The organism is Citrobacter sp. Cpo045, from assembly GCF_030332875.1.
Taxonomy (GTDB): domain Bacteria; phylum Pseudomonadota; class Gammaproteobacteria; order Enterobacterales; family Enterobacteriaceae; genus Citrobacter; species Citrobacter portucalensis.
In genome coordinates, this window is sequence record NZ_JAOWGZ010000103.1 from 649,230 (window position 1) to 673,631 (window position 24,402).

The 24,402-nt window shown below is 50.9% G+C and carries 24 protein-coding genes; 9 read left to right on the plus strand and 15 right to left on the minus strand.

Annotated elements, in window-relative coordinates; all coding sequences use genetic code 11:
* Positions 1 to 465: 465 nt before the first annotated feature.
* Complete coding sequence (gene lrhA, locus OGY13_RS19075) at positions 466 to 1,404, minus strand: transcriptional regulator LrhA (protein ID WP_003834760.1); 939 nt, start codon at positions 1,402 to 1,404, stop codon at positions 466 to 468.
* A gap of 926 nt (positions 1,405 to 2,330) precedes the next feature.
* Here lrhA and alaA point away from each other — a divergent pair.
* Together alaA and yfbR are read left to right on the plus strand one after the other, a co-directional pair.
* Positions 2,331 to 3,548, plus strand: coding sequence for an alanine transaminase AlaA (gene alaA / locus OGY13_RS19080; RefSeq protein WP_003028082.1), 1,218 nt, complete (start codon positions 2,331 to 2,333; stop codon positions 3,546 to 3,548).
* Between the two features lie 83 nt (positions 3,549 to 3,631).
* Positions 3,632 to 4,231: a 5'-deoxynucleotidase gene (yfbR, locus tag OGY13_RS19085; RefSeq protein WP_003028083.1), complete on the plus strand. Its 600-nt coding sequence runs from the start codon at positions 3,632 to 3,634 to the stop codon at positions 4,229 to 4,231.
* Positions 4,232 to 4,294: 63 nt separating this feature from the next.
* Here yfbR and OGY13_RS19090 read toward each other — a convergent pair whose 3' ends face one another.
* The 4 genes from OGY13_RS19090 to yfbV all read right to left on the minus strand — a co-directional run bounded on the left by OGY13_RS19090 (position 4,295) and on the right by yfbV (position 7,908).
* On the minus strand, positions 4,295 to 6,127 hold the full coding sequence (locus tag OGY13_RS19090; protein WP_032944084.1) for an SLC13 family permease: 1,833 nt from the start codon (positions 6,125 to 6,127) through the stop codon (positions 4,295 to 4,297).
* Between the two features lie 77 nt (positions 6,128 to 6,204).
* On the minus strand, positions 6,205 to 6,882 hold the full coding sequence (locus OGY13_RS19095; protein WP_008785348.1) for a sugar phosphatase: 678 nt from the start codon (positions 6,880 to 6,882) through the stop codon (positions 6,205 to 6,207).
* The gene (locus OGY13_RS19100) at positions 6,875 to 7,369 is read right to left on the minus strand and encodes a YfbU family protein (protein WP_003028086.1); all 495 of its coding nucleotides are present in this window, start codon (positions 7,367 to 7,369) and stop codon (positions 6,875 to 6,877) included. The genes OGY13_RS19095 and OGY13_RS19100 overlap by 8 nt, the downstream gene beginning before the upstream one ends.
* An 83-nt stretch (positions 7,370 to 7,452) precedes the next feature.
* Positions 7,453 to 7,908 carry a terminus macrodomain insulation protein YfbV gene (gene yfbV, locus OGY13_RS19105; protein ID WP_003028087.1) on the minus strand — a complete coding sequence of 152 codons (456 nt, stop codon included), beginning with the start codon at positions 7,906 to 7,908 and terminating at the stop codon, positions 7,453 to 7,455.
* A gap of 339 nt (positions 7,909 to 8,247) precedes the next feature.
* On the opposite strand from yfbV, the gene ackA reads away from it, so the two are divergent.
* The 3 genes from ackA (at position 8,248) to yfcC (ending at position 13,390) form a co-directional block, all read left to right on the plus strand.
* Complete coding sequence (gene ackA / locus OGY13_RS19110; RefSeq protein WP_003834770.1) at positions 8,248 to 9,450, plus strand: acetate kinase; 1,203 nt, start codon at positions 8,248 to 8,250, stop codon at positions 9,448 to 9,450.
* Between the two features lie 75 nt (positions 9,451 to 9,525).
* Positions 9,526 to 11,670, plus strand: coding sequence for a phosphate acetyltransferase (pta, locus tag OGY13_RS19115; RefSeq protein ID WP_008785351.1), 2,145 nt, complete (start codon positions 9,526 to 9,528; stop codon positions 11,668 to 11,670).
* A gap of 199 nt (positions 11,671 to 11,869) precedes the next feature.
* Entirely contained in the window at positions 11,870 to 13,390 is a 1,521-nt protein-coding gene (gene yfcC / locus OGY13_RS19120; protein ID WP_008785352.1) for a putative basic amino acid antiporter YfcC, read from the plus strand.
* 56 nt (positions 13,391 to 13,446) lie between these two features.
* Here yfcC and yfcD read toward each other — a convergent pair whose 3' ends face one another.
* The 3 genes from yfcD to yfcF are packed head-to-tail and all read right to left on the minus strand — an operon-like array spanning position 13,447 to position 15,309.
* A complete protein-coding gene (gene yfcD, locus OGY13_RS19125) occupies positions 13,447 to 14,001 on the minus strand; it encodes an NUDIX hydrolase YfcD (RefSeq protein WP_003834775.1) in 555 nt (184 codons plus the stop codon).
* A 56-nt stretch (positions 14,002 to 14,057) separates the two neighbouring features.
* On the minus strand, positions 14,058 to 14,609 hold the full coding sequence (gene yfcE, locus OGY13_RS19130; protein ID WP_048234823.1) for a phosphodiesterase: 552 nt from the start codon (positions 14,607 to 14,609) through the stop codon (positions 14,058 to 14,060).
* A 55-nt stretch (positions 14,610 to 14,664) separates the two neighbouring features.
* Positions 14,665 to 15,309: a glutathione transferase gene (gene yfcF, locus OGY13_RS19135; RefSeq protein ID WP_003834778.1), complete on the minus strand. Its 645-nt coding sequence runs from the start codon at positions 15,307 to 15,309 to the stop codon at positions 14,665 to 14,667.
* Positions 15,310 to 15,443: 134 nt separating this feature from the next.
* On the opposite strand from yfcF, the gene yfcG reads away from it, so the two are divergent.
* From yfcG to OGY13_RS19155, 4 genes are all read left to right on the plus strand, one after another.
* Positions 15,444 to 16,079: a GSH-dependent disulfide bond oxidoreductase gene (gene yfcG, locus OGY13_RS19140; RefSeq protein WP_020996685.1), complete on the plus strand. Its 636-nt coding sequence runs from the start codon at positions 15,444 to 15,446 to the stop codon at positions 16,077 to 16,079.
* Positions 16,080 to 16,133: 54 nt separating this feature from the next.
* Positions 16,134 to 16,496: a dihydroneopterin triphosphate 2'-epimerase gene (gene folX, locus OGY13_RS19145; protein WP_003028107.1), complete on the plus strand. Its 363-nt coding sequence runs from the start codon at positions 16,134 to 16,136 to the stop codon at positions 16,494 to 16,496.
* Between the two features lie 20 nt (positions 16,497 to 16,516).
* Positions 16,517 to 17,410 (plus strand): TIGR01777 family oxidoreductase, encoded by an 894-nt coding sequence (locus OGY13_RS19150; protein WP_003834782.1) that lies wholly within the window; start codon positions 16,517 to 16,519, stop codon positions 17,408 to 17,410.
* 71 nt (positions 17,411 to 17,481) lie between these two features.
* Positions 17,482 to 17,997: a GNAT family N-acetyltransferase gene (locus tag OGY13_RS19155; protein ID WP_071845290.1), complete on the plus strand. Its 516-nt coding sequence runs from the start codon at positions 17,482 to 17,484 to the stop codon at positions 17,995 to 17,997.
* A gap of 33 nt (positions 17,998 to 18,030) precedes the next feature.
* Here OGY13_RS19155 and hisP read toward each other — a convergent pair whose 3' ends face one another.
* The 7 genes from hisP to OGY13_RS19190 form a co-directional block, all read right to left on the minus strand.
* Complete coding sequence (hisP, locus tag OGY13_RS19160; RefSeq protein ID WP_003028114.1) at positions 18,031 to 18,804, minus strand: histidine ABC transporter ATP-binding protein HisP; 774 nt, start codon at positions 18,802 to 18,804, stop codon at positions 18,031 to 18,033.
* A 13-nt stretch (positions 18,805 to 18,817) separates the two neighbouring features.
* Positions 18,818 to 19,525, minus strand: a complete 708-nt coding sequence (gene hisM, locus OGY13_RS19165; protein WP_003028116.1) for a histidine ABC transporter permease HisM — start codon at positions 19,523 to 19,525, stop codon at positions 18,818 to 18,820.
* Complete coding sequence (locus OGY13_RS19170; RefSeq protein ID WP_003028118.1) at positions 19,522 to 20,208, minus strand: histidine ABC transporter permease HisQ; 687 nt, start codon at positions 20,206 to 20,208, stop codon at positions 19,522 to 19,524. Before OGY13_RS19170 ends, hisM begins: the two co-directional genes overlap by 4 nt.
* A gap of 191 nt (positions 20,209 to 20,399) precedes the next feature.
* Positions 20,400 to 21,182, minus strand: a complete 783-nt coding sequence (gene hisJ / locus OGY13_RS19175; protein WP_003028120.1) for a histidine ABC transporter substrate-binding protein HisJ — start codon at positions 21,180 to 21,182, stop codon at positions 20,400 to 20,402.
* A gap of 247 nt (positions 21,183 to 21,429) precedes the next feature.
* A complete protein-coding gene (argT, locus tag OGY13_RS19180; RefSeq protein WP_006683634.1) occupies positions 21,430 to 22,212 on the minus strand; it encodes a lysine/arginine/ornithine ABC transporter substrate-binding protein ArgT in 783 nt (260 codons plus the stop codon).
* 287 nt (positions 22,213 to 22,499) lie between these two features.
* Positions 22,500 to 23,069 (minus strand): UbiX family flavin prenyltransferase, encoded by a 570-nt coding sequence (locus tag OGY13_RS19185; RefSeq protein ID WP_003028125.1) that lies wholly within the window; start codon positions 23,067 to 23,069, stop codon positions 22,500 to 22,502.
* Positions 23,070 to 23,109: 40 nt separating this feature from the next.
* Positions 23,110 to 24,123: a LacI family DNA-binding transcriptional regulator gene (locus tag OGY13_RS19190; protein ID WP_191215528.1), complete on the minus strand. Its 1,014-nt coding sequence runs from the start codon at positions 24,121 to 24,123 to the stop codon at positions 23,110 to 23,112.
* Between the last annotated feature and the right edge of the window lie 279 nt (positions 24,124 to 24,402).

Below are 24,402 nucleotides of genomic sequence, written 5' to 3' on the forward strand. Positions count from 1 at the left end.
AACTTTAACAAAAGTTTCCTCACATTATTTTACACTGTTCCAACTTCATTAACATAAAGTGCTCTTTAGACCCATTTCGATTGCATCATCGGTCATTTTTAATGTTGTTGAATCGTGTCCGTAGTGAAGTAAAAAAGATAATACACGTCTATTTTGACAGGAATTCACCCAGATGCCTCCCCCTAAATGGGAGTATTTTCTTGATCTGTGACACGCTTTTGTTAATTCACCATAAAAAACAGCAACAATTTCTCTAGTTTTTTAACATGGAAACATTTAGCAACTCAGCTGATTATTTTTCATCCTATTGTCAGTCTGTTTTTTTACCTGCTGATTTTGTTAAGTTTTAGTATATGAATGAACAGAAAGCAGTAATATTTGCATAAAAAAAGAGCCGCTGGATGTTTTTTCATCATCAGTGGCTCTTTTTTACACTTACATTTTAAAACGTTTTTTTGTGACGCTTTACTCAAAGTCGCCTTCAACAATCAGCGAGTCATCTCCCCCTTCAGGGGTAAACTGATTGTATTGCCAAGGATTTTGATATGTCTGCATCGACTTAAAGATAACCTGAGCTAATTCATTTTGCGTGGCCGGATCGCTGCACAGCAGATACTCGGTATCAGGCAGAGGTGGCAATCCGTCCGCCGCACCCAGTACGCGTAAATCCGGGCTCATCATTTCGACAGGACGGGCAGTAACGCCCAGCCCTGCTTTTACCGCCGCGCGGACCGCAGGCAATGTTGAAGCGACATAAGCCAGACGCCACGGGATCTGTGCGGCATTCAACGTCGCCAGCACGATATCGCGAAACGGGCTGGGATCGTCCAGCAGAACTAACGGCACCGGTTCGCCTTTTTGCAGGATATATTCGGCTGCGCAATACCAGTGCGTCGGTGAAGTTCGCAAATTCAGGCACTCAAAATCGCCAGGTCGGTTAGTGGTGACCACTAAATCCACTTCTTGCGACTTAAGCATCTCCACCATGTAGGCGTTGCGTTTCACTCTGACATCCAGTGCAAGTTTCGGATAAACCGAACTTATACGGTTAAGCAGAAAAGGGAGTATGGTATCGGCGGATTCATCAGAAGCACCGATAGTTAACACCCCCTGAAGATTGTTAAACATCAATGATGAGCATGCCTCATCATTAAATCGCAGTATTTTCCTGGCGTAACCCAACAGCTGGATACCATGTTCGGTCAGCAGTTTGTTGCGTCCATGGCGCGCGAACAACTCTTTCCCCACAAGTTGTTCAAGACGCTGCATTTGCTGACTTACCGCAGACTGAGTTCGACATACCGCAGCTGCCGCAGCCGCAAAGGTATTCAGGTCGGCAACAGCAACAAAGGTTCTCAGCAGATCGAGGTCGAGGTTAATTATCGGACGATTTGCATTTATCATAGTTTTTCACTTACTCGCGGGTCATACCGGGTTAATGCTGTGCATTCAGAATCAAACAACTCCATTTGTAATGTGCCTCCCTTCAGTTTCGCTTAGTGTAACCAAGTGAAAATAAGGATGTATTTGGTTTAACAAACGAAACAATTCTCTTTCTGAGCTATTTTAATACCCGTGATATTCATCGGAATATAGCAACGAGAAAGAGCCGTATTTTTAGCTGCTGGATGATTCTGACTAATGGGAAACATGTAAATTTTGTAAATTTAAAAAATAGTTAACGAACAATAATTTACACATTAAAAACTAACTTTTCAGGATGTTAGGAACAACCAACAAACATTTGAATTATCGTAAAATTCGTACTACACACCATTTCATAGGAGTTATCTTAACCTAAAACCACTATATTTATAAGTGTTATCGCGAATAATTCCGGGCAAATTGGTGTTATGTCAGTGCAACGGTTTTCGTATTATTGGCCCACTCAATTTGATGTCGTTTAAATAATAAATAATAATTAATTAAGAATCTCTCAATTCATTAATTATGCTTAACAATGGATTCACACCGTATCACGCAGGGATCAGACCGATAACAGATTTCGCAGGCAAAACCTCAGTATTTTCGAATTACGCCATTCAGCTGAGATCTCAGCTACTTTGTCTTTACAGACCTAACTTTTTTTGACCAGACAAATCACCATACCCACACTAACAAAGCAAAATATAAACCACAAAAAACACAACAATCCAGATTATTACTCTACAAAAATCACATTATTTAGTTATTAACAGTGAATTATAATCCTCCTGCTTTCCAAAATCTTCTACTAAAGACCCTTCAAAACTCACCGTCGTGGGAGTACATTGTGCTGGGCTGACTTCCACGGCAGGGAGTGGCATTCACAGCTAAAAAGGTCAACGTTCATGTCCCCCATTGAAAAATCCAGCAAATTAGAAAACGTCTGTTATGACATTCGCGGCCCGGTTCTGAAGGAAGCAAAGCGCCTGGAAGAAGAAGGCAACAAAGTTCTGAAACTGAACATCGGCAACCCTGCGCCTTTCGGGTTTGAAGCGCCAGATGAAATTTTGGTGGATGTGATCCGCAATTTGCCAACTGCGCAAGGATATTGCGATTCCAAAGGCCTTTATTCAGCCCGCAAAGCAATCATGCAGCATTACCAGGCCCGTGGGATGCGCGACGTAACCGTGGAAGATATCTATATCGGTAACGGCGTATCTGAATTGATTGTGCAGGCCATGCAGGCATTGCTAAACAGTGGGGACGAAATGCTGGTTCCTGCACCTGATTATCCACTATGGACGGCGGCGGTTTCGCTCTCTGGTGGTAATGCCGTGCACTACCTGTGTGACGAATCGTCAGACTGGTTCCCGGACCTGGATGATATCCGCGCCAAAATTACGCCGCGTACCCGTGGGATCGTCATCATCAACCCAAACAACCCTACTGGCGCGGTGTATTCTAAAGAGCTGCTGATGGAGATTGTTGAGATTGCCCGCCAAAACAATCTCATCATCTTTGCGGACGAGATTTACGACAAAATTCTTTACGATGACGCCGAGCACCACTCGATTGCGGCAATGGCCCCTGACCTGCTGACTATTACCTTTAACGGCCTGTCAAAAACCTATCGTGTTGCCGGTTTCCGCCAGGGCTGGATGGTACTGAACGGACCGAAGAAACATGCCAAAGGGTATATCGAAGGCCTTGAGATGCTGGCTTCTATGCGCCTGTGTGCCAACGTTCCGGCACAACATGCCATTCAGACCGCACTGGGTGGATATCAGAGCATCAGCGAATTCATCATGCCAGGCGGGCGTCTGTATGAGCAACGTAACCGCGCCTGGGAACTGCTTAATGACATCCCCGGCGTCTCTTGCGTAAAACCGCGCGGTGCGCTGTATATGTTCCCGAAAATTGATGCTAAACGCTTTAATATTCATGACGACCAGAAGATGGTACTCGACTTCCTGTTGCAGGAAAAAGTACTGCTGGTCCAGGGGACGGCATTCAACTGGCCGTGGCCGGATCATTTCCGCATCGTCACGCTACCGCGTATTGACGATATCGAAATGTCGCTGAGTAAATTTGAGCGTTTCCTGTCAGGGTATCGCCAGCTGTAACTACGCAAAGTGCTGCCGGGTTTGCATCCGGTAGCACTCTCTGCGCAAAATACCGTTACTGAAGTCACTGAGTAAGGGTCGTTATGAAGCAGAGCCACTTTTTTGCCCACCTCTCCCGTCTGAAACTCATTAACCGCTGGCCGCTGATGCGCAACGTGCGCACCGAAAACGTGTCCGAACACAGTCTGCAGGTTGCCATGGTTGCCCATGCGCTGGCCGCAATTAAAAACCGTAAATTTGGTGGTCAGGTTAATGCTGAGCGTATTGCCCTGCTGGCGATGTATCACGATGCGTCAGAGGTATTAACCGGCGACCTCCCTACCCCAGTGAAATATTTCAACTCTCAGATTGCTCAGGAATATAAAGCGATAGAGAAAATTGCCCAACAAAAACTGGTCGATATGGTTCCCGATGAGCTGCGCGATATTTTTGCGCCGCTCATTGATGAACATGCCTTAAGTGAAGAAGAGAGGTCGATTGTTAAACAGGCCGATGCCCTGTGCGCGTATCTGAAGTGCCTGGAAGAACTCTCTGCCGGTAACAACGAATTTTTGCTGGCAAAAACGCGTCTGGAAAAAACGCTGGAGTCACGACGCAGCGAAGAGATGGACTACTTTATGGACGTGTTCGTCCCGAGTTTTCACCTCTCATTAGATGAAATCAGTCAGGATTCTCCATTGTAAGTTTGCGGCGACATTGCCTTTGTAGGCCGGATGAGGCGTTAGCCGCCATCCGGCACATAAAAATCAAAACGGAAACAGCATCGGGATCATCACCACGCACACCACCATCACAATAATGGTAAACGGCACGCCAATTTTTACGAAATCGCTAAAGCTGTAGTTACCCGGCCCGAGTACCAGTGTGTTTACCGGTGAAGAAACTGGCGTCATAAAGGCTGCGGAAGCCGCCATCGCAATCACCATCGCAAAAGGATACGGCGAAACGCCCATCGACTTTGCTGCCGCCAGCGCAATCGGCGCCATCAGTACCGCCGTCGCAGTGTTAGAGATAAATAACCCAATGGTCGCGCACAGCACGAACAGGCAGCCCAGCATCATATACGGGCCGTACCCTCCACCAACGTCCATTAGCCCTTTAACCACCAGATCAACACCGCCCGTTTTCTGTAATGCCAGCGCAAAGGGCATCATTCCGACAATCAAAATAATACTTGGCCAGTGAATGGCTTTATAGGCGCTTTCGGCATCGATGCAGCGGAATTTTCCCATCAGCAAACAGGCGATAATCGCGGCAACCGTATTAGGGATTTCATCGGTGAGCATTAACGCGACCATCAGCACCAGACAGAAAATCGCATGCGGCGCCTGGCTGTGCGCCGGAGAAGCTTCACTGACTTCCACGGGCATATTCAGCACCACGAAATCGCGCCCTTTTTGCCCCAACAAAGTGATGAGTTTCCAGTTACCCACTACCAGAATGATATCGCCCATCAGCAGTGGTTCATCCACCACCGCTCCGGCCAGTGCCGTACCATCACGCTTCAGTCCGACGACATTCAGGCCATAACGCGTACGAAAAGCGATTTCCCGTACCGTTTTGCCGATCAATTCCGATTCAGGGATTAATGAAATCTCGGCCATACCCACGTCAAGCGCCTGCTCGGAGAAGTATTCACCGCGCAGCACCATCGGCTCCAACAGTTGCTCGCTGCAAAATTCACGCAGGTCGACGTCGGCCGCTGACATATCGATCAGCAATACGTCACGGGCACGGAACTCAGAAACCCCGTTAACATCGACAATCACGCGGCGAAAACGCCGCCAGCGTTCAACACCAATCACGTTTGCCCCGTAGCGCTCACGCAATTTCAGATCATCCAGACGTTGGCCAATCATGGGAGAACCCGGGCGAATCGCCAGGCGACGGGCACGCCCTGTCAGGCGATATTCTTTGATCAGATCGCGAAAGGTCCGGCGCTTCCAGCCGTCTCCCGGCTGCCCGGAGTCTTCACCTTTCAGCATAAAACGCATCACCAGCATATAAATTATGCCGAGTACCAACACCACCAGTCCCAGTGGGGTTACGCTAAAAAAGCTAAAACCGTTAAGTCCTTCACGTAACAATTCACTGTTGACGACCAGGTTCGGCGGCGTTGCCACCAGCGTCATCATGCCGCTTATCAATCCGGCAAAGCTCAACGGCATCATCAGCCGTGAGGGGGAGATTTGCATGCGCATGGAAACGCTTAAGACAACCGGAATAAAGATGGCGACCACACCGGTCGAACTCATGAAGGCACCGAGTCCGGCTACGGTTATCATCAGCAACACCAGCATTTTGACTTCACTGCTGCCGGCGACCTTCACCAGCCAGGCACCCATTACCGTCGCCACGCCGGTACGCACCAGGCCGTCGCCGATAATGAATAAAGCCGCTATCAAAATAACATTAGGATCGCTGAACCCGGAAAAAGCCTCTGTGATGCTCAATGTTCCACTCAGAACAAAGGCAATAATGACCAGCAAAGCGACCGCGTCCATACGCACTCTGCCAGTTGCAAACAAGACGACGGCAATCGCCAGCAATGAGAGAACCCATATCAATTCACCGTTCACAACATATCCTTGTTAAATGAGAGGGATGGACTGATTCTGCCATAAAAAAGCCCCAACAATCTGGGGCTAAATCATGATCAGGTATTTCTTATAACGACCACATTTCCGTTGGGTTGTTTGGTCACAGAAATATGTTCCAGACTGGTCAGCGAAAAATCAACTTCGTCCAGACGCGGCGTATCCGCTGGCGCGTTAACCGCGATGACATGACACCCAGCAGCCAGTCCTGAGAGCACCCCGGCGGGGGCATCTTCCACGACTGCACATTCCTGCGGTGCCAGGCCCAGAAGCTGAGCGCCTAACAGATACGCGTCTGGCTCTGGTTTCCCTCTTTTTACCCGCTCGGCGGTGACAAACACTTCAGGAGCAGGAAGCCCGGCAACACGATGGCGCGCCCGTGCGACCGGCATAGAGCCGGAGGTCACAATCGCCCATGGAATACCCGCTTTATTGAGATGGTTGAGTAAATCAACCGCCCCCGGTAGCGCGGTGATCCCGGCGGTTTCCGTCGCTTCGATCTGTTCCAGACGGGTAAATTCCGCGGCGATCTCTGCCTCAGACTTGCCCACCATAAAGTGTCGCAGGGAGGTAATGGCCTGCTTGCCATGAATAAAGCCGAGTACCTCGGCGTGATCGAGGCCGAAGCGATCGGCCCAGTTGCACCACGCACGCTCTACTGCGGGTAAGGAATCGACCAGCGTTCCATCCAGATCAAACAGAAAACCTTTGCACTGCACGCTCGCCCCCTCAGGCATTAATGATTTGGTTAATTTCATTCGCGCTCAGGTGATACTGACGCGGGCAAGAGTGCCAAACATTCAGCATACGCTGATATTTTTCCCACATTGGGGTCTGGGCGTTGAAGCCATGCGTACCCGCATCAAAGTGGGTGTAACGACCTTCCACATTGACCATAAAACGAACGTACCCGAGGAAACGGGCTTCCGTTGCGGCGTCAAAACCGAGGAAGGTCACGCGACGCTCATCAATAGCCTGCGCATCCTTAAGATTAGTCCAGGACACATGTAATGCGTGATACATCTCCATAATATCGATAATTGTTCGACAGGTTTCTTCCGTCAGTTCACCAAACTCACGATCCAGCTCACGCATCTGCAAGCCGTAACCGCGTTCAATAATCGTCTGCAAACGACGATAACGCTCGGCGTTAGTTGGATCGAGCATAGTCATCATTTTGTACTGATTCGACAAAATCAGACGTTGAGCGTTGGTCATTTCCATTTGGGACTCCTGTATCACTACTACTGCGATGAAAAAAAAGAAGGCATCTTGTGCCTTCTTTTATATGCGTAATCAGGGGTCAATTACAAATCATCAAGGAAAGTTTTATCCAGTTGTTTGAAGGCGCGCTTAAGCGTGTCAGCCAGCGCCTGGTAATCCGGCTTTCCTTCTACCGGAGAGAGCGCCTGCCCAGCTTCTTGCAATTTACCCCGAACTTCGTAGAACCAATTGAGAATTGAAGGCGGCAGCGGCGTTACAGAACGTTTTCCCAGCCACCACATCCCCTGCATCGGCAGGCTAAGCGCAAACAGCGCAGTCGCCACGGCCGGGCCCAACTGCCCCCCTAACGCAATTTGCCAACATAAGGTGAAGACGGCGATAGGCGGCATAAAACGGATCGCGTAACGCGTCATGCGGATCACGCGGTTCTCAACAAACACGGGCGCAAGGCGCTTTTCCATTGGCCACGTCTTTGCATAGTGCTGCCCCCGGCGAAACAAGCTAAAAAAATTGACGGAGCGATTATCCGGTGTCGACATGGCGGTTACCTCAACTTCACATATAAAAATTAAAAAATTTGTGCAAAACAACAACTACAAGGGACATCGTTCAAAACATTTTGTCTTTGATACCCACATTCAGGTATCCTGTGCCGGCCTGTAAGGCCTGTAGTCCAAAATCATTGGGTCGTCAAATTGGCATACATTATGCCATTGCCTGAAAAATACGCAAAATGACATAGACTCAAAGGTATTTATTCCATCGTGCCCAAAAAGACTATGGCGCATGATGTTAATCATAAACGTCGGTGTCATCATGCGCTACGCTCTATGACTCCCTGACGTTTTTTTAGCCACGTATCATAAATAGGTACTTCCATGTCGAGTAAGTTAGTACTGGTTCTGAACTGCGGTAGCTCCTCACTGAAATTTGCCATCATCGATGCAGTAAACGGTGAAGAATACCTCTCTGGTTTAGCCGAATGTTTCCATCTCCCAGAAGCACGTATCAAGTGGAAAATGGACGGCGGTAAACAAGAAGCGGCTTTAGGTGCAGGCGCCGCTCACAGTGAAGCGCTGAACTTTATCGTTAACACTATTCTGGCACAAAAACCAGAATTGTCTGCGCAATTGACCGCTATTGGTCACCGTATCGTACACGGCGGCGAGAAGTACACCAGCTCCGTGGTTATCGATGATTCCGTTATTCAGGGCATCAAAGATTCTGCCTCTTTCGCACCGCTGCATAACCCAGCTCACCTGATCGGTATCGCAGAAGCGCTGAAATCCTTCCCTAATCTGAAAGACAAAAACGTAGCTGTATTCGACACCGCGTTCCATCAGACTATGCCGGAAGAGTCTTACCTCTATGCTCTGCCGTACAGCCTGTACAAAGAACACGGCGTTCGTCGTTACGGCGCGCACGGTACCAGCCACTTCTTCGTCACTCAGGAAGCGGCAAAAGTGCTGAACAAACCGGTTGAAGAGCTGAACATCATCACTTGCCACCTGGGCAATGGCGGTTCTGTATCTGCTATCCGTAACGGTAAATGTGTTGATACCTCCATGGGTCTGACCCCGCTGGAAGGTCTGGTGATGGGTACGCGTTCCGGTGACATCGACCCGGCGATCATCTTCCACCTGCACGATACCCTGGGCATGAGCGTTGACCAGATCAACAAAATGCTGACCAAAGAGTCCGGCCTGCTGGGTCTGACCGAAGTCACCAGCGACTGCCGTTATGTTGAAGATAACTACGCTACTAAAGAAGACGCTAAACGTGCAATGGACGTTTACTGCCACCGTCTGGCGAAATACATCGGTTCTTACACTGCGCTGATGGATGGTCGTCTGGATGCAGTTGTCTTCACCGGTGGTATCGGTGAAAACGCAGCGATGGTTCGTGAACTGTCTCTGGGCAAACTGGGCGTTCTGGGCTTTGAAGTTGACCACGAACGTAACCTGGCCGCACGTTTCGGCAAATCTGGTTTCATCAACAAAGAAGGTACCCGTCCTGCGCTGGTTATCCCAACCAACGAAGAACTGGTTATCGCGCAAGACGCGAGCCGCCTGACTGCCTGATTTCACACCGCCAGCCTAGCTGGCGGTGCTGTTTTGTAACCCGTCTAAATTGGCGGTAACGAAAGAGGATAAACCGTGTCCCGTATTATTATGCTGATCCCTACCGGAACCAGCGTCGGCCTGACCAGCGTCAGCCTTGGCGTGATCCGCGCAATGGAACGCAAAGGCGTTCGTCTGAGCGTCTTTAAGCCGATCGCTCAACCGCGTGCCGGTGGCGATGCGCCAGACCAGACTACCAGCATCGTCCGTGCTAACTCTTCTCTGCCAGCCGCAGAGCCGCTGAAGATGAGCCACGTTGAATCTCTGCTGTCCAGCAATCAGAAAGATGTGCTGATGGAAGAGATCATCGCGAACTACCACGCGAACACCAAAGACGCTGAAGTTGTACTGGTTGAAGGCCTGGTCCCAACCCGTAAACATCAGTTCGCGCAGTCTCTGAACTACGAAATCGCGAAAACGCTGAACGCGGAAATCGTCTTCGTTATGTCTCAGGGTACCGACACCCCGGAACAGCTGAACGAGCGTATTGAACTGACTCGCAGCAGCTTCGGCGGCGCGAAAAACACCAACATCACCGGCGTAATCGTTAACAAACTGAACGCACCGGTTGATGAGCAGGGCCGTACTCGCCCGGATCTGTCCGAGATTTTCGACGACTCTTCCAAAGCGAAAGTGATCAAAGTTGATCCGGCTAAACTGCAAGAATCCAGCCCGCTGCCGGTTCTGGGCGCGGTGCCATGGAGCTTCGATCTGATCGCTACTCGTGCAATCGATATGGCGCGTCACCTGAACGCCACCATCGTTAACGAAGGCGATATCAACACCCGTCGCGTGAAGTCTGTGACGTTCTGCGCACGCAGCATTCCACACATGCTGGAGCACTTCCGCGCAGGTTCTCTGCTGGTGACTTCTGCCGACCGTCCTGACGTGCTGGTTGCAGCATGTCTGGCTGCTATGAACGGCGTAGAAATCGGTGCTCTGCTGCTGACTGGCGGCTACGAAATGGACGCGCGCATCACTAAACTGTGCGAACGTGCATTTGAAACTGGCCTGCCGGTATTCATGGTAAACACCAACACCTGGCAGACCTCTCTGAGCCTGCAGAGCTTCAACCTGGAAGTTCCGGTTGACGATCACGAGCGCATTGAGAAAGTTCAGGAATACGTTGCTAATTACATCAATGCTGACTGGATTGAATCTCTGACCGCGACTTCTGAACGCAGCCGTCGTCTGTCTCCACCGGCGTTCCGTTATCAGTTGACCGAGCTGGCGCGCAAAGCGGGCAAACGTGTTGTTCTGCCGGAAGGCGACGAACCGCGTACCGTTAAAGCGGCTGCTATCTGTGCTGAACGTGGTATCGCAACCTGCGTACTGCTGGGTAACCCGGATGAGATCACCCGCGTTGCAGCCTCTCAGGGCGTTGAACTGGGCGCTGGCGTAGAAATCGTTGATCCAGATGTGGTTCGCGAAAGCTACGTTGCTCGCCTGGTCGAACTGCGTAAAAACAAAGGAATGACCGAAACCGTTGCCCGCGAACAGCTGGAAGACAACGTGGTTCTCGGTACCCTGATGCTGGAACAGGACGATGTTGACGGTCTGGTTTCTGGTGCAGTACACACCACCGCGAACACCATCCGTCCGCCGCTGCAGCTGATCAAAACTGCACCGGGTAGCTCTCTGGTGTCTTCCGTGTTCTTCATGCTGCTGCCGGATCAGGTTTACGTTTACGGCGACTGCGCGATCAACCCGGATCCGACTGCAGAGCAGCTGGCAGAAATCGCGATTCAGTCCGCTGATTCCGCAATTGCCTTCGGTATCGAACCGCGCGTAGCGATGCTCTCCTACTCCACCGGTACTTCTGGTGCAGGTAGTGACGTAGAGAAAGTTCGCGAAGCAACCCGTCTGGCACAGGAAAAACGTCCTGACCTGATGATCGACGGTCCGCTGCAGTACGACGCCGCTGTTATGGCTGACGTAGCGAAATCCAAAGCGCCGAACTCTCCGGTTGCAGGTCGCGCTACCGTGTTCATCTTCCCGGATCTGAACACCGGTAACACCACTTACAAAGCGGTACAGCGTTCTGCCGACCTGATCTCCATCGGGCCAATGCTGCAGGGTATGCGCAAGCCGGTGAACGACCTGTCTCGTGGCGCGCTGGTAGACGATATCGTCTACACCATCGCACTGACCGCGATCCAGTCTTCCCAGCAGCAGCAGTAATCTGCCGAGTGTGCCGGATCTCTTATCCGGCAACACATCTGCTTATCAAACCGGAAATAGCTGATATTTCCGGTTTTTTTATGTCTATTTCCCTTTTGGCATAATCTGAAACATTTGCCTGGATGCGCTGCATCAATGAATAACTATTCTTCTGTTCGCATACTTACTCTCTTTTGCGTTGCAACAGGGATAGTCTTTCATGTCAGCAGTAACAGAATCACAGCCAGCTAAAAAATGGGCGATGCCCGACACGCTGGTGATTATTTTTTTCGTCGCCGTTTTAACCAGTCTGGCGACATGGGTTGTTCCCGTCGGGATGTTCGACAGCCAGGAAGTGCAGTATCAGGTTGATGGACAAACCAAAACCCGTAAGGTGGTTGACCCCCATTCCTTTCGTATTCTGACCAACGACGCAGGTGAAGAGCAGTATCACCGGGTGCAGTTATTCACCACCGGAGATGAACGCCCAGGCCTGATGAATTTCCCGTTTGAAGGATTAACCTCCGGCTCGAAATTCGGCACTGCTGTCGGCATCATTATGTTTATGCTGGTCATTGGCGGCGCATTCGGCATCGTTATGCGTACCGGCACCATTGATAACGGCATCCTGGCGCTCATTCGCCATACGCGGGGCAACGAGGTCCTGTTTATCCCAGTGCTGTTTATTCTCTTCTCCTTAGGCGGCGCGGTGTTTGGCATGGGGGAAGAGGCTGTTGCCTTTGCCATTATCATCGCGCCTTTGATGGTACGGCTAGGTTACGACAGTATCACCACCGTGCTGGTTACCTATATCGCGACTCAGATTGGTTTCGCCAGCTCATGGATGAACCCATTTTGCGTGGTGGTCGCGCAAGGTATTGCGGGGGTACCGGTGCTCTCTGGTTCCGGGCTACGCATCGTGGTCTGGGTGATCGCTACACTAATCGGGCTGACCTTCACGCTGGCCTATGCGGCGCGAATCAAAAAGAATCCGCTTTTGTCCCGGGTACATGAATCCGACCGCTTCTTTCGCGAGCAGCAGGACGAAGTCGTGGAACGACGCTTCACGCTGGGCGACTGGTTAGTGCTACTGGTGCTGACCGCGGTGATGATTTGGGTTGTCTGGGGCGTTATCGTCAACGCGTGGTTTATTCCTGAGATCGCCAGTCAGTTCTTCACGATGGGTCTGGTGATTGGCATTATCGGCGTCGTGTTTCGGCTCAACGGCATGACTGTCAACATCATGGCCTCCTCATTCACTGAGGGTGCACGAATGATGATTGCCCCTGCCCTGCTGGTTGGTTTTGCCAAAGGCATTTTACTGCTGGTCGGTAATGGAGAGGCGGGTGAAGCCAGCGTGTTAAACACTCTGCTGCACAGCATTGCCAATGGCATCAGCGGGCTGGATAACGCCATCGCGGCGTGGTTTATGCTGTTGTTCCAGGCAGTTTTTAATTTCTTCGTCACTTCCGGCTCTGGTCAGGCTGCGTTAACCATGCCGCTACTGGCACCGCTGGGCGATCTGGTTGGCGTAAACCGTCAGGTCACAGTCCTGGCCTTCCAGTTTGGCGACGGATTCAGTCATATTATCTATCCGACGTCAGCATCTCTGATGGCTACGTTAGGCGTTTGTCGGGTAGATTTTCGTAACTGGCTGAAGGTAGGTGCTACGCTGTTGGGACTGCTGTTTATTATGTCCAGCGTGGTGGTGATTGGCGCGCAGATGATGGGTTACCATTAAAAAGTGTGCGTCCGGCCTACTCGATTTCTCGACGCAGTAGGCCGGATGAACAGAGTTTACTCAGCTTCTTCCTGCTTTTCGGCTTTCGCCCCTTCATTCTTGGCGTTGCGGGTCATCCACAGCGCCAGGGCTTTCAGGGAGTCCGGTGTAAATTCGTCGCAGCGCGCGGTAATTTCTTCCGGCGTCAACCAGCAAACTTCACTGACCTCATCTTCCTGAAGCGCAAACGGTCCGTGGGAAACGCAGCTAAACAACCCACCCCATACGCGACAGTTCTGGTCTTCAAAGTAAAACTGACCATGCTCGGCAAACGGCACGCCCGCAATCCCCAGTTCCTCTTCTGCTTCACGACGCGCTGATTCCAGCATCTGCTCGTCAGCCTGAACCACACCGCCTGCGGTGGCATCCAGCATGCCGGGCAAAAAATCTTTTGTCTCAGTGCGACGTTGAACCAGAATTTTGCCCATACCATCATGCACAACGATATACGTTGCACGATGGCGTAAGCGTTGCGCCCGCATTTGTTCCCGGCTGGACTGTGCAATGACTTCGTTGTCTTCATTCACAATATCCACCCATTCAGTACTTGCCAAACGACGCTGTTCCACCATCAGGAAACCTTCTTTTTTCTGGCGCTCTTACGGCGCGTTTATGTTTGTGGGGTAAATTACGGATTAATCTCGACCTGTGCAATAACACTTTGATCATTGAGTGCCATTACGCTGAGAACATTATCATCCAGAATCCCGTAACTTGCCGCAAAGCCCCCTTTCGGGATGCTTACCGAGCCGGGATTGAAATGATAGATACCCTCGCGCCGCTCAGCAACCGGCAGATGAGTATGCCCATAAACCAGAACATCGCCCGCATTGAGCGCCGGCATATTTTGCGGGCCAAAAAGGTGTCCGTGCGTCAAAAAGAGTCGCTGGTTTTCTGTCAGAATTTGCTGCCACGGCGCAGTCATCGGAAAATGCAGGAGCATCTGATCCACTTCGCTGTCGCAATTACCACGCACCGCAATAATTCGCGATGCCAGCTCATTCAGCCGTTCAGCAACCTGCGCAGGTGCATAGCCTTCTGGAAGCGCATTACGCGGCCCGTGGTTTAAAACATCACCCAATATCACCAGCCATTGCGCGCCGCTTGCAGCAAACCGTTCGAGTACGCGTTCCGTGGCTGGCAACGAACCATGAATGTCCGATGCGAACATCAGTTTCATCACTCACTCCTCGCTGAAAATTACCTTGTAATGATACTGGATTACGGCCCGTTTTTCAGCAGGAACGCTTCGCTGAAAGCGCGATAAAACGCTGTACTGAAGCGCGCTGCCACTGGAAGGTGGCGTATTCCGCAAGCGCTTCTGGAACCTCATCGCCGTTAAGGACCAGTCGATTAAGCATTAGCGCTAAATCGCAGTCAGCGATACACCATTCGCCAAATAAATTCTGCTTACCGTGGCTCAGTAAACTGCTCGCAGTAGCGAACAGTTTTTCCGCACTGGCTTTTCCCGCTTCGCTTAACGGGCCTTTCTTCACGCCAGCAAAAACGACATCTGTTGATCGTTCCTCACGGATAGGCATTAAATCGCTGCGGATCCACGCCTGAACCTGGCGCGCCCGAGCGCGCTTTTGTACATCGTGTGGGTAGATACGCTCCCACTGTGGCGGTGCAAAGCTCTCTTCCAGGAATTCCGTAATCGCTGATGATTCGCTCAGTTCAAAACCATCGATCTCCAGAACCGGTACGCGGCGCGTCAAGGCGTAACCTTGCCATGAAGGATGCAAGTGTTCACCACTATTGAGATCAACGGTTTTCAGCGTGAAAGGTAGCCCCTTCTCTTGCAGAGCGACATAAACAGACAGCACGTAGGGGGAGAAAAAATTGGCATCTGACCACAGCGTAATTGCAGATTTGCTCATAATGTCCTCTGAAGTGTATTGGCTTGCCTTCAAAATATAGAGTCTTTCTCTCGCTGTCACTTGATGAAAACTCACGCACGCCAACAGGCTCTATACTTGTAATGACCCGGTTCATGACAAAACGGATGCTGAAAATGATCGATCTCTATTACACGCCATCGCCAAACGGTCACAAAATCACGCTGTTTCTTGAAGAGGCACAGCTGCAATACCGTCTGATTCATGTCGATATCAGCAAAGGCAGCCAGTTTCGCCCCGATTTTCTGCTGATCTCGCCGAACAATAAAATCCCGGCCATTATCGATCATGCGCCGGAAGATGGCGGAAGGCCCATCAGCTTGTTTGAGTCCGGAGAAATTTTACTCTATCTGGCGGAGAAGAGCGGTAAGCTGCTCAGCGGTGAATTACGCGAACGCCACACCACACTGCAGTGGCTGTTCTGGCAGGTCAGCGGTCTGGGTCCCATGCTGGGGCAGAATCATCATTTCAGTCATTACGCTCCGCAAACGATCCCTTACGCTATTGAAAGATACCAGGTTGAAACCCAGCGCCTGTACAACGTGATGAATAAACGTCTGGAAACGTCACCCTGGCTGGGAGGCGATCACTACAGCATTGCTGACATTGCCTGCTGGCCGTGGATCCACGCCCATCAGCGTCAGCGCATCGACCTCGACAATTACCCGGCGGTCAATAACTGGCACGAACGCATCCGTACGCGTCCTGCCACGGAACGCGCCATGCAGCAAGCACTGAGTGAGAAGCGGTGACGCAATTCGGTTCTCGTGTATCATGCAGAGGTTCATACATGGAGGAAACCTGCAATGTCACAACCTGACGCTATTATTCGTATAAAAAACCTTCGTCTGCGCACCTTTATCGGCATTAAAGAAGAGGAGATCCTTAACCGCCAGGATATCGTCATCAACATTGCCATTCACTATCCGGCAGACAAAGCGCGTACCAGCGAAGATATCAACGACGCGCTGAATTACCGCACTATAACCAAAAGCATCATTGCCCACGTGGAGGGTAACCGCTTCTCATTGTTAGAAAAATTAACTCAAGATGTGCTCGATATCGCACGCGAACATCACTGGGTCACTTATGCTGAAGTCGAGATAGATAAACTTCACGCATTGCGTTACGCCGACTCAGTATCAATGACGCTGAGCTGGCAGCGCTAAAACGTAACCCGGGAGGCGACATGCAGATTCTGATTACCGGCGGTACTGGCCTGATTGGACGTCATCTGATCCCCTGCCTGCTGGAACTGGGGCATCAGATAATCGTAGTGACACGTACCCCTGATAAGGCTCGTCAGATTCTCGACTCTCGGGTCACGTTATGGAAAGGACTGGAAGAGCGGCAACATCTCAATAATATTGATGCCGTGATTAACCTTGCCGGAGAGCCTATTGCAGATAAGCGCTGGAGCGCACAGCAAAAGGAACGCTTGTGCCAGAGCCGTTGGGGCATTACGCAGAAACTGGTCGATTTAATCAATGCGAGCGAGACGCCACCCTCAGTGTTAATCTCCGGTTCCGCTACCGGTTACTACGGCGATTTGGGCGAAGTTGTGGTTACGGAAGAAGAGCCACCGCATAACGAATTTACCCACAAGCTGTGCGCCCGCTGGGAGCAAATTGCCAGCACTGCGCAAAGCGACAAAACCCGCGTGTGTATGCTGCGTACCGGCGTGGTACTGGCCTCAGCAGGCGGCATTCTGGCAAAAATGGTCCCGCCGTTTCGTCTTGGCTTAGGCGGCCCGATCGGTAATGGACGCCAGTATATGGCCTGGATCCATGTTGATGATATGGTCAACGGAATTATCTGGCTGCTGAATAACGATCTACGCGGTCCCTTCAATATGGTTTCGCCATACCCAGTGCACAATGAGCAGTTTGCCCACGCGCTGGGTCACGCTCTGAACCGCCCTGCCATTCTGCGCGTTCCCGCCACCGCTATGCGACTGCTGATGGGGGAATCGTCAGTATTGGTCCTTGGTGGACAACGCGCATTGCCCAAACGCCTGGAAGCTTCCGGTTTTACGTTTCGCTGGTACGATTTAGAAGAAGCGCTGGCGGATGTCATCCGATAACCCCTAAGCGCTATTCACAGTCGCCGTTGTGGTGGTAAGGTTATAGACCAGATTTCCGCAATGGCGACGTTATGGCGATAATATCGACTCCCCGACTTACCCTCTCTTTGTTTCAATTTTCTGACTGGTCATTTTTCCAGAAACTCCGTGAATGTCCTGAAGTCATGCGCTATATGGGCAACATCGCCCCGGCGAAAGATACGCGGCTGTTATTCGCCAGACGTCTGGCCGCACAGCACACTTTCGTCATCCGCGAGCATAACAGCCCGACGCCACTTGGCGATATTGGTCTGCAAATCAGCCATCTTTACCCGCAGGAAGCCGACCTCGGCTACGCCATCATGCCACAGGCTCAGGGGAAAGGTATTGCCAGTGAAGCCGTCCGAGCGGTGTGCCAGTATGCCTTCGAGCATGCAGGTGTGACGGCGATAAACGCATACGCGCTGGCGGATAATAAAGGTTCAATCCGTATTCTGGAAAAGACAGGCTTTGTACGTACACAGGTACTGGAAAAGGCGTATGAGATTGACGGCATCGCCTACGACGACTGGGTGTTTCGGCTGGAGCGCGACGCGCTAAAATTGTAAGCCCGGAAAGCGTAGCGTCTCCGGGCTGTTGACTTACTTCAGCGATCCTTTAAGAAACTGCTGCAAACGCGGGCTTTGCGGATTACCGAATACCTGCTCCGGGTCGCCCTCTTCCTCAATTTTCCCCTGATGCAGGAAAATCACGTGCGTGGAAACATGACGGGCAAACCCCATTTCGTGGGTCACCACCACCATGGTTTTCCCCTCTTCAGCCAGCTGTTGCATAATGCGCAGCACTTCACCCACCAGCTCAGGATCAAGCGCTGACGTAGGTTCATCAAACAATAACACTTCAGGTTCCATCGCCAGTGCACGGGCAATGGAAACACGCTGCTGCTGACCACCGGACAGGTGCACCGGATATTTGCCCTGTGCGCGCTCATCAATGCCCACTTTAGCCAGATACTTCACCGCACGGTCTCGAGCTTCCTGCTTGCTCAGCCCCAACACCTGAATCGGCGCTTCCATGACGTTTTCCAGCACTGTCATGTGGCTCCACAGATTAAAGTGCTGAAAGACCATCGTCAGACGCGTACGCAGCAGGCGTAGCTGATTTTTGTCCGCAACTTTCAACTGGCCGTCTTTGTCGCGCACCAGACCAATGTTCTGACCGCTGACGACAATCGACCCGGCACTCGGTTTCTCAAGAAAGTTAATGCAGCGCAGGAAGGTACTTTTACCGGAACCTGACGAGCCAATAATGCTGATAACATCACCCGCGTTGGCCTGCAGCGATACCCCTTTCAGCACTTCATGTTCGCCGTAGTGCTTATGTAAATCGATAACGTTTAATTTATTTTCAGACATCGTGTTACTCGAATCATTTAGAGGATACATGCTGCAACCAGCGTTTTTCCGCTTTACGGAACAGACTGATCAGGACATACGAAATAATCAAATACAGCACAGCGGCAATACCGAAGGCGGTAAACGGCTGATATGTTGCCGAGTTGATATCGCGAGCGATTTTCAACAAATCAGGTACCGTTGCAGTAAATGCCAGCGCCGTTGAGTGCAGCATTAAAATGACTTCATTGCTGTATGCCGGCAGCGCAATACGCAACGCGGAAGGTAAAATAATGCAGCGATACAGTTTGAATGACGAGAAACCGTATGCGCGCGCAGCCTCAATCTCACCGTGAGGCACGGAACGGATAGCCCCGGCGAAAATCTCCGTGGTATAGGCGCAGGTATTCAGCGTCAGCGCCAGCACGGTGCAATTCAGCCCGCTGCGGAAAAACGCGTTGAGGAAGTCCGTTCCTTTGACTATCTCCAGCGTATACATCCCGGAATAAAACACCAGTAGCTGAACGTACAGCGGCGTGCCACGAAAAATATAGGTGAACAGCCAGATGGGAAACTGGATAAATTTATTACTGGAAACGCGACCAATCGCCAAAAAGAGTGCCAGTATTCCGCCCATCACTACTGACGAAATCAAAAGCCACAGGGTGATAGCGACGCCAGTGTAGCGATATCCGTCGGTCCACAGCAGGGACTTCCAGTATTCCTGAATAATCTCGATCACAGGTCAGCCCTCTTCACACCCACGGAATAGCGGCGCTCAAGGTACAGCAGCACACCATTAGAAACAGTGGTAAACACCAGATAGATGACCCCGCACACGACGGCAAAATAGAACGGCTCCCAGGTACTCTTCCCGGCAAGCTGAGTCGCTTTCACCACGTCTTCAAGTCCAAGCAACGATACCAGCGCCGTAGCCTTAAGAATAACCTGCCAGTTATTGCCGATTCCCGGTAAGGCATAACGCATCATCGCCGGGAACATAATGCGACGAAATATTTGTGAGCTGGTAAAGCCAAACGCCGTCGCGGCTTCAATATGGCCTTTTGGTACAGCCATAAACGCACCGCGAAAAGTTTCGGTAAAGTAGGCGCCGTAGATGAATCCAAGGGTGATAATGCCCGCAACCATCGGATCAATATCAATCTGGCCGATACCGATGGCATCGGTAATGGTATTCAGCGCGATTTGTAATCCGTAGAAGATGAGCAGCATTAAGACCAGATCGGGCACGCCGCGGATTAGCGTTGTGTACCCTTCGAAAATAAGCCCCATTGCCCGGCTTTGCGACAGCTTTGCTGCTGCACCGACAAGACCTATCAGAACCGCCAGTACCACCGAGCTGAGTGCCAGCTCCAGCGTAACAATTGCGCCCTGTAAAATAACACCTGAAAAGCCATACAACATGCTGCCTGTCCTGTCCTGTCGTGTGTGGTGGAGTAGTAAGCCTCTTTTGATTTCAGACTAACCGTTAAATGCCGGATGGCGGCCTTGCCTTATCCGGCCTACAAAATCACCGTAGGCCGGATAAGCGCAGCGCCATCGGGCATAAATTCAACGCGTCAAAAATCTACGGGCTTTATCAGCACCTGCGGTAATTAACCGCCGTAAACATCAAAATCGAAGTACTTTTTCGCCAGCTTCTCGTAAGTACCGTCAGCTCGCATTTCGGCAAAGGCTTTATTCAGCGCTTCGCGCAGCTCGTTATCGTCTTTGCGCAGTCCCATACCGGTACCCACGCCGAACAACTTCTCGTCTTTCACAGACGGGCCGCCGAATTTGTAATCTTTACCGACTGGCTGTTTCAGGAAGCCTTCGCTGGCCGCGACTTCATCCTGGAACGCGGCGTCAATACGCCCGGCAGTCAGGTCAGAATAGATATTGTCCTGCCCCTGATAAGAGACAATCTCAATACCTTTTGGCGCCCAGTGTTCGTTGCCGAACGTTTCCTGGGTAGTGCCCTGCAGCACACCAACACGTTTGCCTTTCAGCGACTCAATGGTCGGCTGAATAGCAGAATCTTTAGCGACAACCAGACGCGAATCGGCTGCATAAAGCTTGTCGGTAAATGCGATTTCCTGCTGACGTTTTTCAGTAATGGAAAGCGAGGACATGATGGCATCGATTTTCTTCGCTTTTAGCGAAGGGATCAGCGCGTCCAGCGGGTTTTCCACGAAGGTACATTGCGTATTGATACGTTTGCACAGCTCTTTAGCCAGATCGATATCAAAACCGACTAATTCACCCTGCGCATTCTTCGATTCGAACGGCGCATAAGTAGGATCGGTACCGATACGAATTTTTTGCGGAATGGCTGCAAATGCTGCGGTAGCACTGGAGAAAGCCAGAACCAGAGAAAGAGACAACACCAGTTTTTTCATAACTATCCTCAACAGACTGTCTTTTATAGGGGATCTTTACAGGACCAGGTGCAGTTATCGTGCCATTAATCAGGCCGACAAGGCAAAGCATTCTACCCTGTCGGCGGTATTTATTTGCATGAAAAGCGCTTAAGTATGCACTCATGCTTATTAAGTCAGCGATAAAAGCACCAAAACAGTGCACTGAATTTATTATGCACCGAAATGGTTACCCGCAATGGTGCAGTCAATTCCCCACGCCGCTGTATTAATCGCCGTAGACATTAAAATTAAAATATTTGCTCGCCATTTTGTCGTAGGTGCCGTCTTTACGCAGTTCGCCCAGCGCTTTGTCGAAAGCGGCTTTCAGCTCTGCATCATCTTTGCGCAAGCCAATCCCGGTTCCGTCACCAAAGTATTTTTTATCTTTCACCGACGGACCGGCAAAAGCGTAATCCTTACCAGCAGGCTGCTTCAGGAAGCCTTCGCTGGCCGCGACTTCATCTTGCAATGCCGCGTCCAGACGGCCTGCCGTCAGGTCAGAATAGATGAGGTCCTGGTTCGCATAGGCCACCACGTCCACGCCTTTGCTGCGCCAGTTGTCATTGGCATAGGCTTCCTGAGTAGAGCCTTGCAGGACGCCAACGTGTTTACCCTTGAGGGAATCCAGAGTCGGCTGAATTGGGGAACCTTTCGCGGCGATCAGACGTGAGTCTGCAGCGTAAAGTTTGTCTGAGAACGCAATCTCTTGCTGACGCTTTTCGGTGATAGAAAGCGAGGAGATGATGGCATCAATTTTTTTCGCTTTCAGCGATGGGATCAGCGCATCAAAGTCACTGGCAACCCAGGTGCATTTGATCTGCATGCGCTTACACATCTCATTTCCCAGATCGATATCGAAGCCGACAAAGTCGCCTTTGGCATCTTTAGAGGAAAAAGGAGCGTACGTTGTATCTGTACCAATACGAACCGTCTGCGGAAGTGCTGCGTAGCTGGCCGCGGTGGCGGAGAGTCCTACCAGCAAAGACAAAGCAAGAACCGTCTTCTTCATACATAACCCTCAAGTGGCGTAATTTTATTATGTTTTACGTTGTGTTGTGTGTTTGCAGACTTTTTCATGCATGTCTTATGCCATTTTCACGTCGATGAGGATATTCGACGTTAAATATGTTAATAAAACGTTGCAATAATGTCCTGATTTTGAAGATAGCAGGTCTGGCGGTTGAACCGCAGCGTTTCGTTGAGTTTTAACGAATTAAATGTTGAGGATATGATCGCGGTTACAAAATTGCCCTGAAACAGGGCAACGGATGATTCTTTGCACGCTGATGGAACGGCTTACGCCCCTTGCCAGCGGGTGAACAGGTCCTGCGGAAGGGTAATATCAAACTGGTCAAGCACGCGATTAACCGTTTGATTAATCACATCATCGAGCGTTTGCGGACGATGATAAAACGCCGGGACAGGTGGCATAATTACCGCCCCAATTTCTGCCGCCTGCGTCATCAATCGCAAATGCCCCAGATGCAGCGGCGTTTCGCGTACACACAGCACCAGCGGACGACGTTCTTTCAACACCACATCTGCCGCACGGGTAAGCAACCCATCGGTGTAACTGTGGACGATGCCAGAAAGCGTTTTGATTGAACAAGGCAGAATAACCATTCCGGCAGTCTGAAAAGAGCCGGAGGAGATACTGGCGGCGATATCACGGGTATCATGATTCACATTTGCCAGCGCCTGCACGTCGCGCACAGAGAGGTCCGTTTCCAGCGCCAGCGTCTGCCGGGCAGCGGCACTCATCACCAGGTGGGTTTCCACATCAGTGACGTCACGCAATACCTGCAACAGGCGCACGCCGTAAATTGCCCCGCTTGCACCAGAAATACCAATGATGAGTCGTTTCACAGTGAGAGCCTTTTCGTCATAATGGCGAGACTTTGCCGGATTACGGCGTCGGGCGCAACTGTGAATGTGGCGCTGAACTGAGCGAGCTTTCACGAACCACCAGACGAACCGGCAGCAGCAGATTTCGTTCCCCTTGCTCATTGAGCAGCAAACGAAACGCATCCTGTCCAAGCTCGTGCTTATCAACCGCAACGGTGGTTAACGCCGGATGCGCCCAGGCCGCTGCATCAATATCATCGAATCCAACAATGGCGATATCTTCCGGCACCCTGATTCCTTTGCGCGCACAGACCCGCATCGCCACCAGAGCGGCAATATCGTTATAGGCAAAAATCGCGTCCGGCGGCTGGGCCAGCGCCAGCAGTTTGTCCATCCCCTCAATCAGCGCCTGCTCAATATTTTTGACTGGCGGCGCTTCAACCTGATATTCCTCAGGAAGCGAGAGTCCGGCGTCAAACAGCGCCTGCTGATACCCTTCTACGCGCTGGCGAATACTGTAATGTCGTTGCGAATGTCCAAGAAATGCAATGCGCTTGCGTCCCTGTTCAAGCAAGTGACGTGTAGCAATAAATCCGCCATGAAAATTATCTGGGTTGACGCAAGGAAAGTCGGCGGCCCACAGATCCACCAGCGCCACAGGCAATGCCAGCTTCCGCAATTCAGCAAGTATTTCAGCTTCCAGATAACCGGCGCAGATAAGCGCATCGGGCTGGTGCAGGTTAATCATCTCCGCCACCGAGTCTTCCGGTCCGATGGGTAAGAAACTCATCGCAATGTCATTTTCCCGACAAGCCTCAGCCACGCCGAGCATCACCGTGGAATAGAAAGGTAACGCGCTGGCGATATTGTGTTCGCGATGCAGCAAAAAAAGTAAGCGTTTAATACGACCGCTGCGCAAACGGCCAAAATCGTAGCCCTCAGCCTGCGCAATCGTCAGTATTCTCTGACGCGTCTCCTCGCCAAGACCGGGTTGCCCTTTCAGCGCCCGGGAAACCGCAGCAATAGAAACGCCGCATGCCGCGGCAATGTCTTTAATTCGGGTCTTTTTCGCCATTCCGTTTGTTTGCACCTGTCACGCGTTCTTCAGTCGACGTCTGATTCCATTAGCCGTAAGAATATCACTCTCACAGCAGACGATTAACAATACGTAATTTCCCCACAGAGTCACTAGCAGAACCGCTAATCGTGCTCCTCCACCCTGCACTTGTGATTAAGATCACTATTAAAAATATTTTTCTAGTAAAAATTAAGATCATTTTCACAGAGAAAGAAACACGTCATATACCAATACTCCACAGCAGATCTATTCTCATCGCCGTTACTTGTTTAGTAA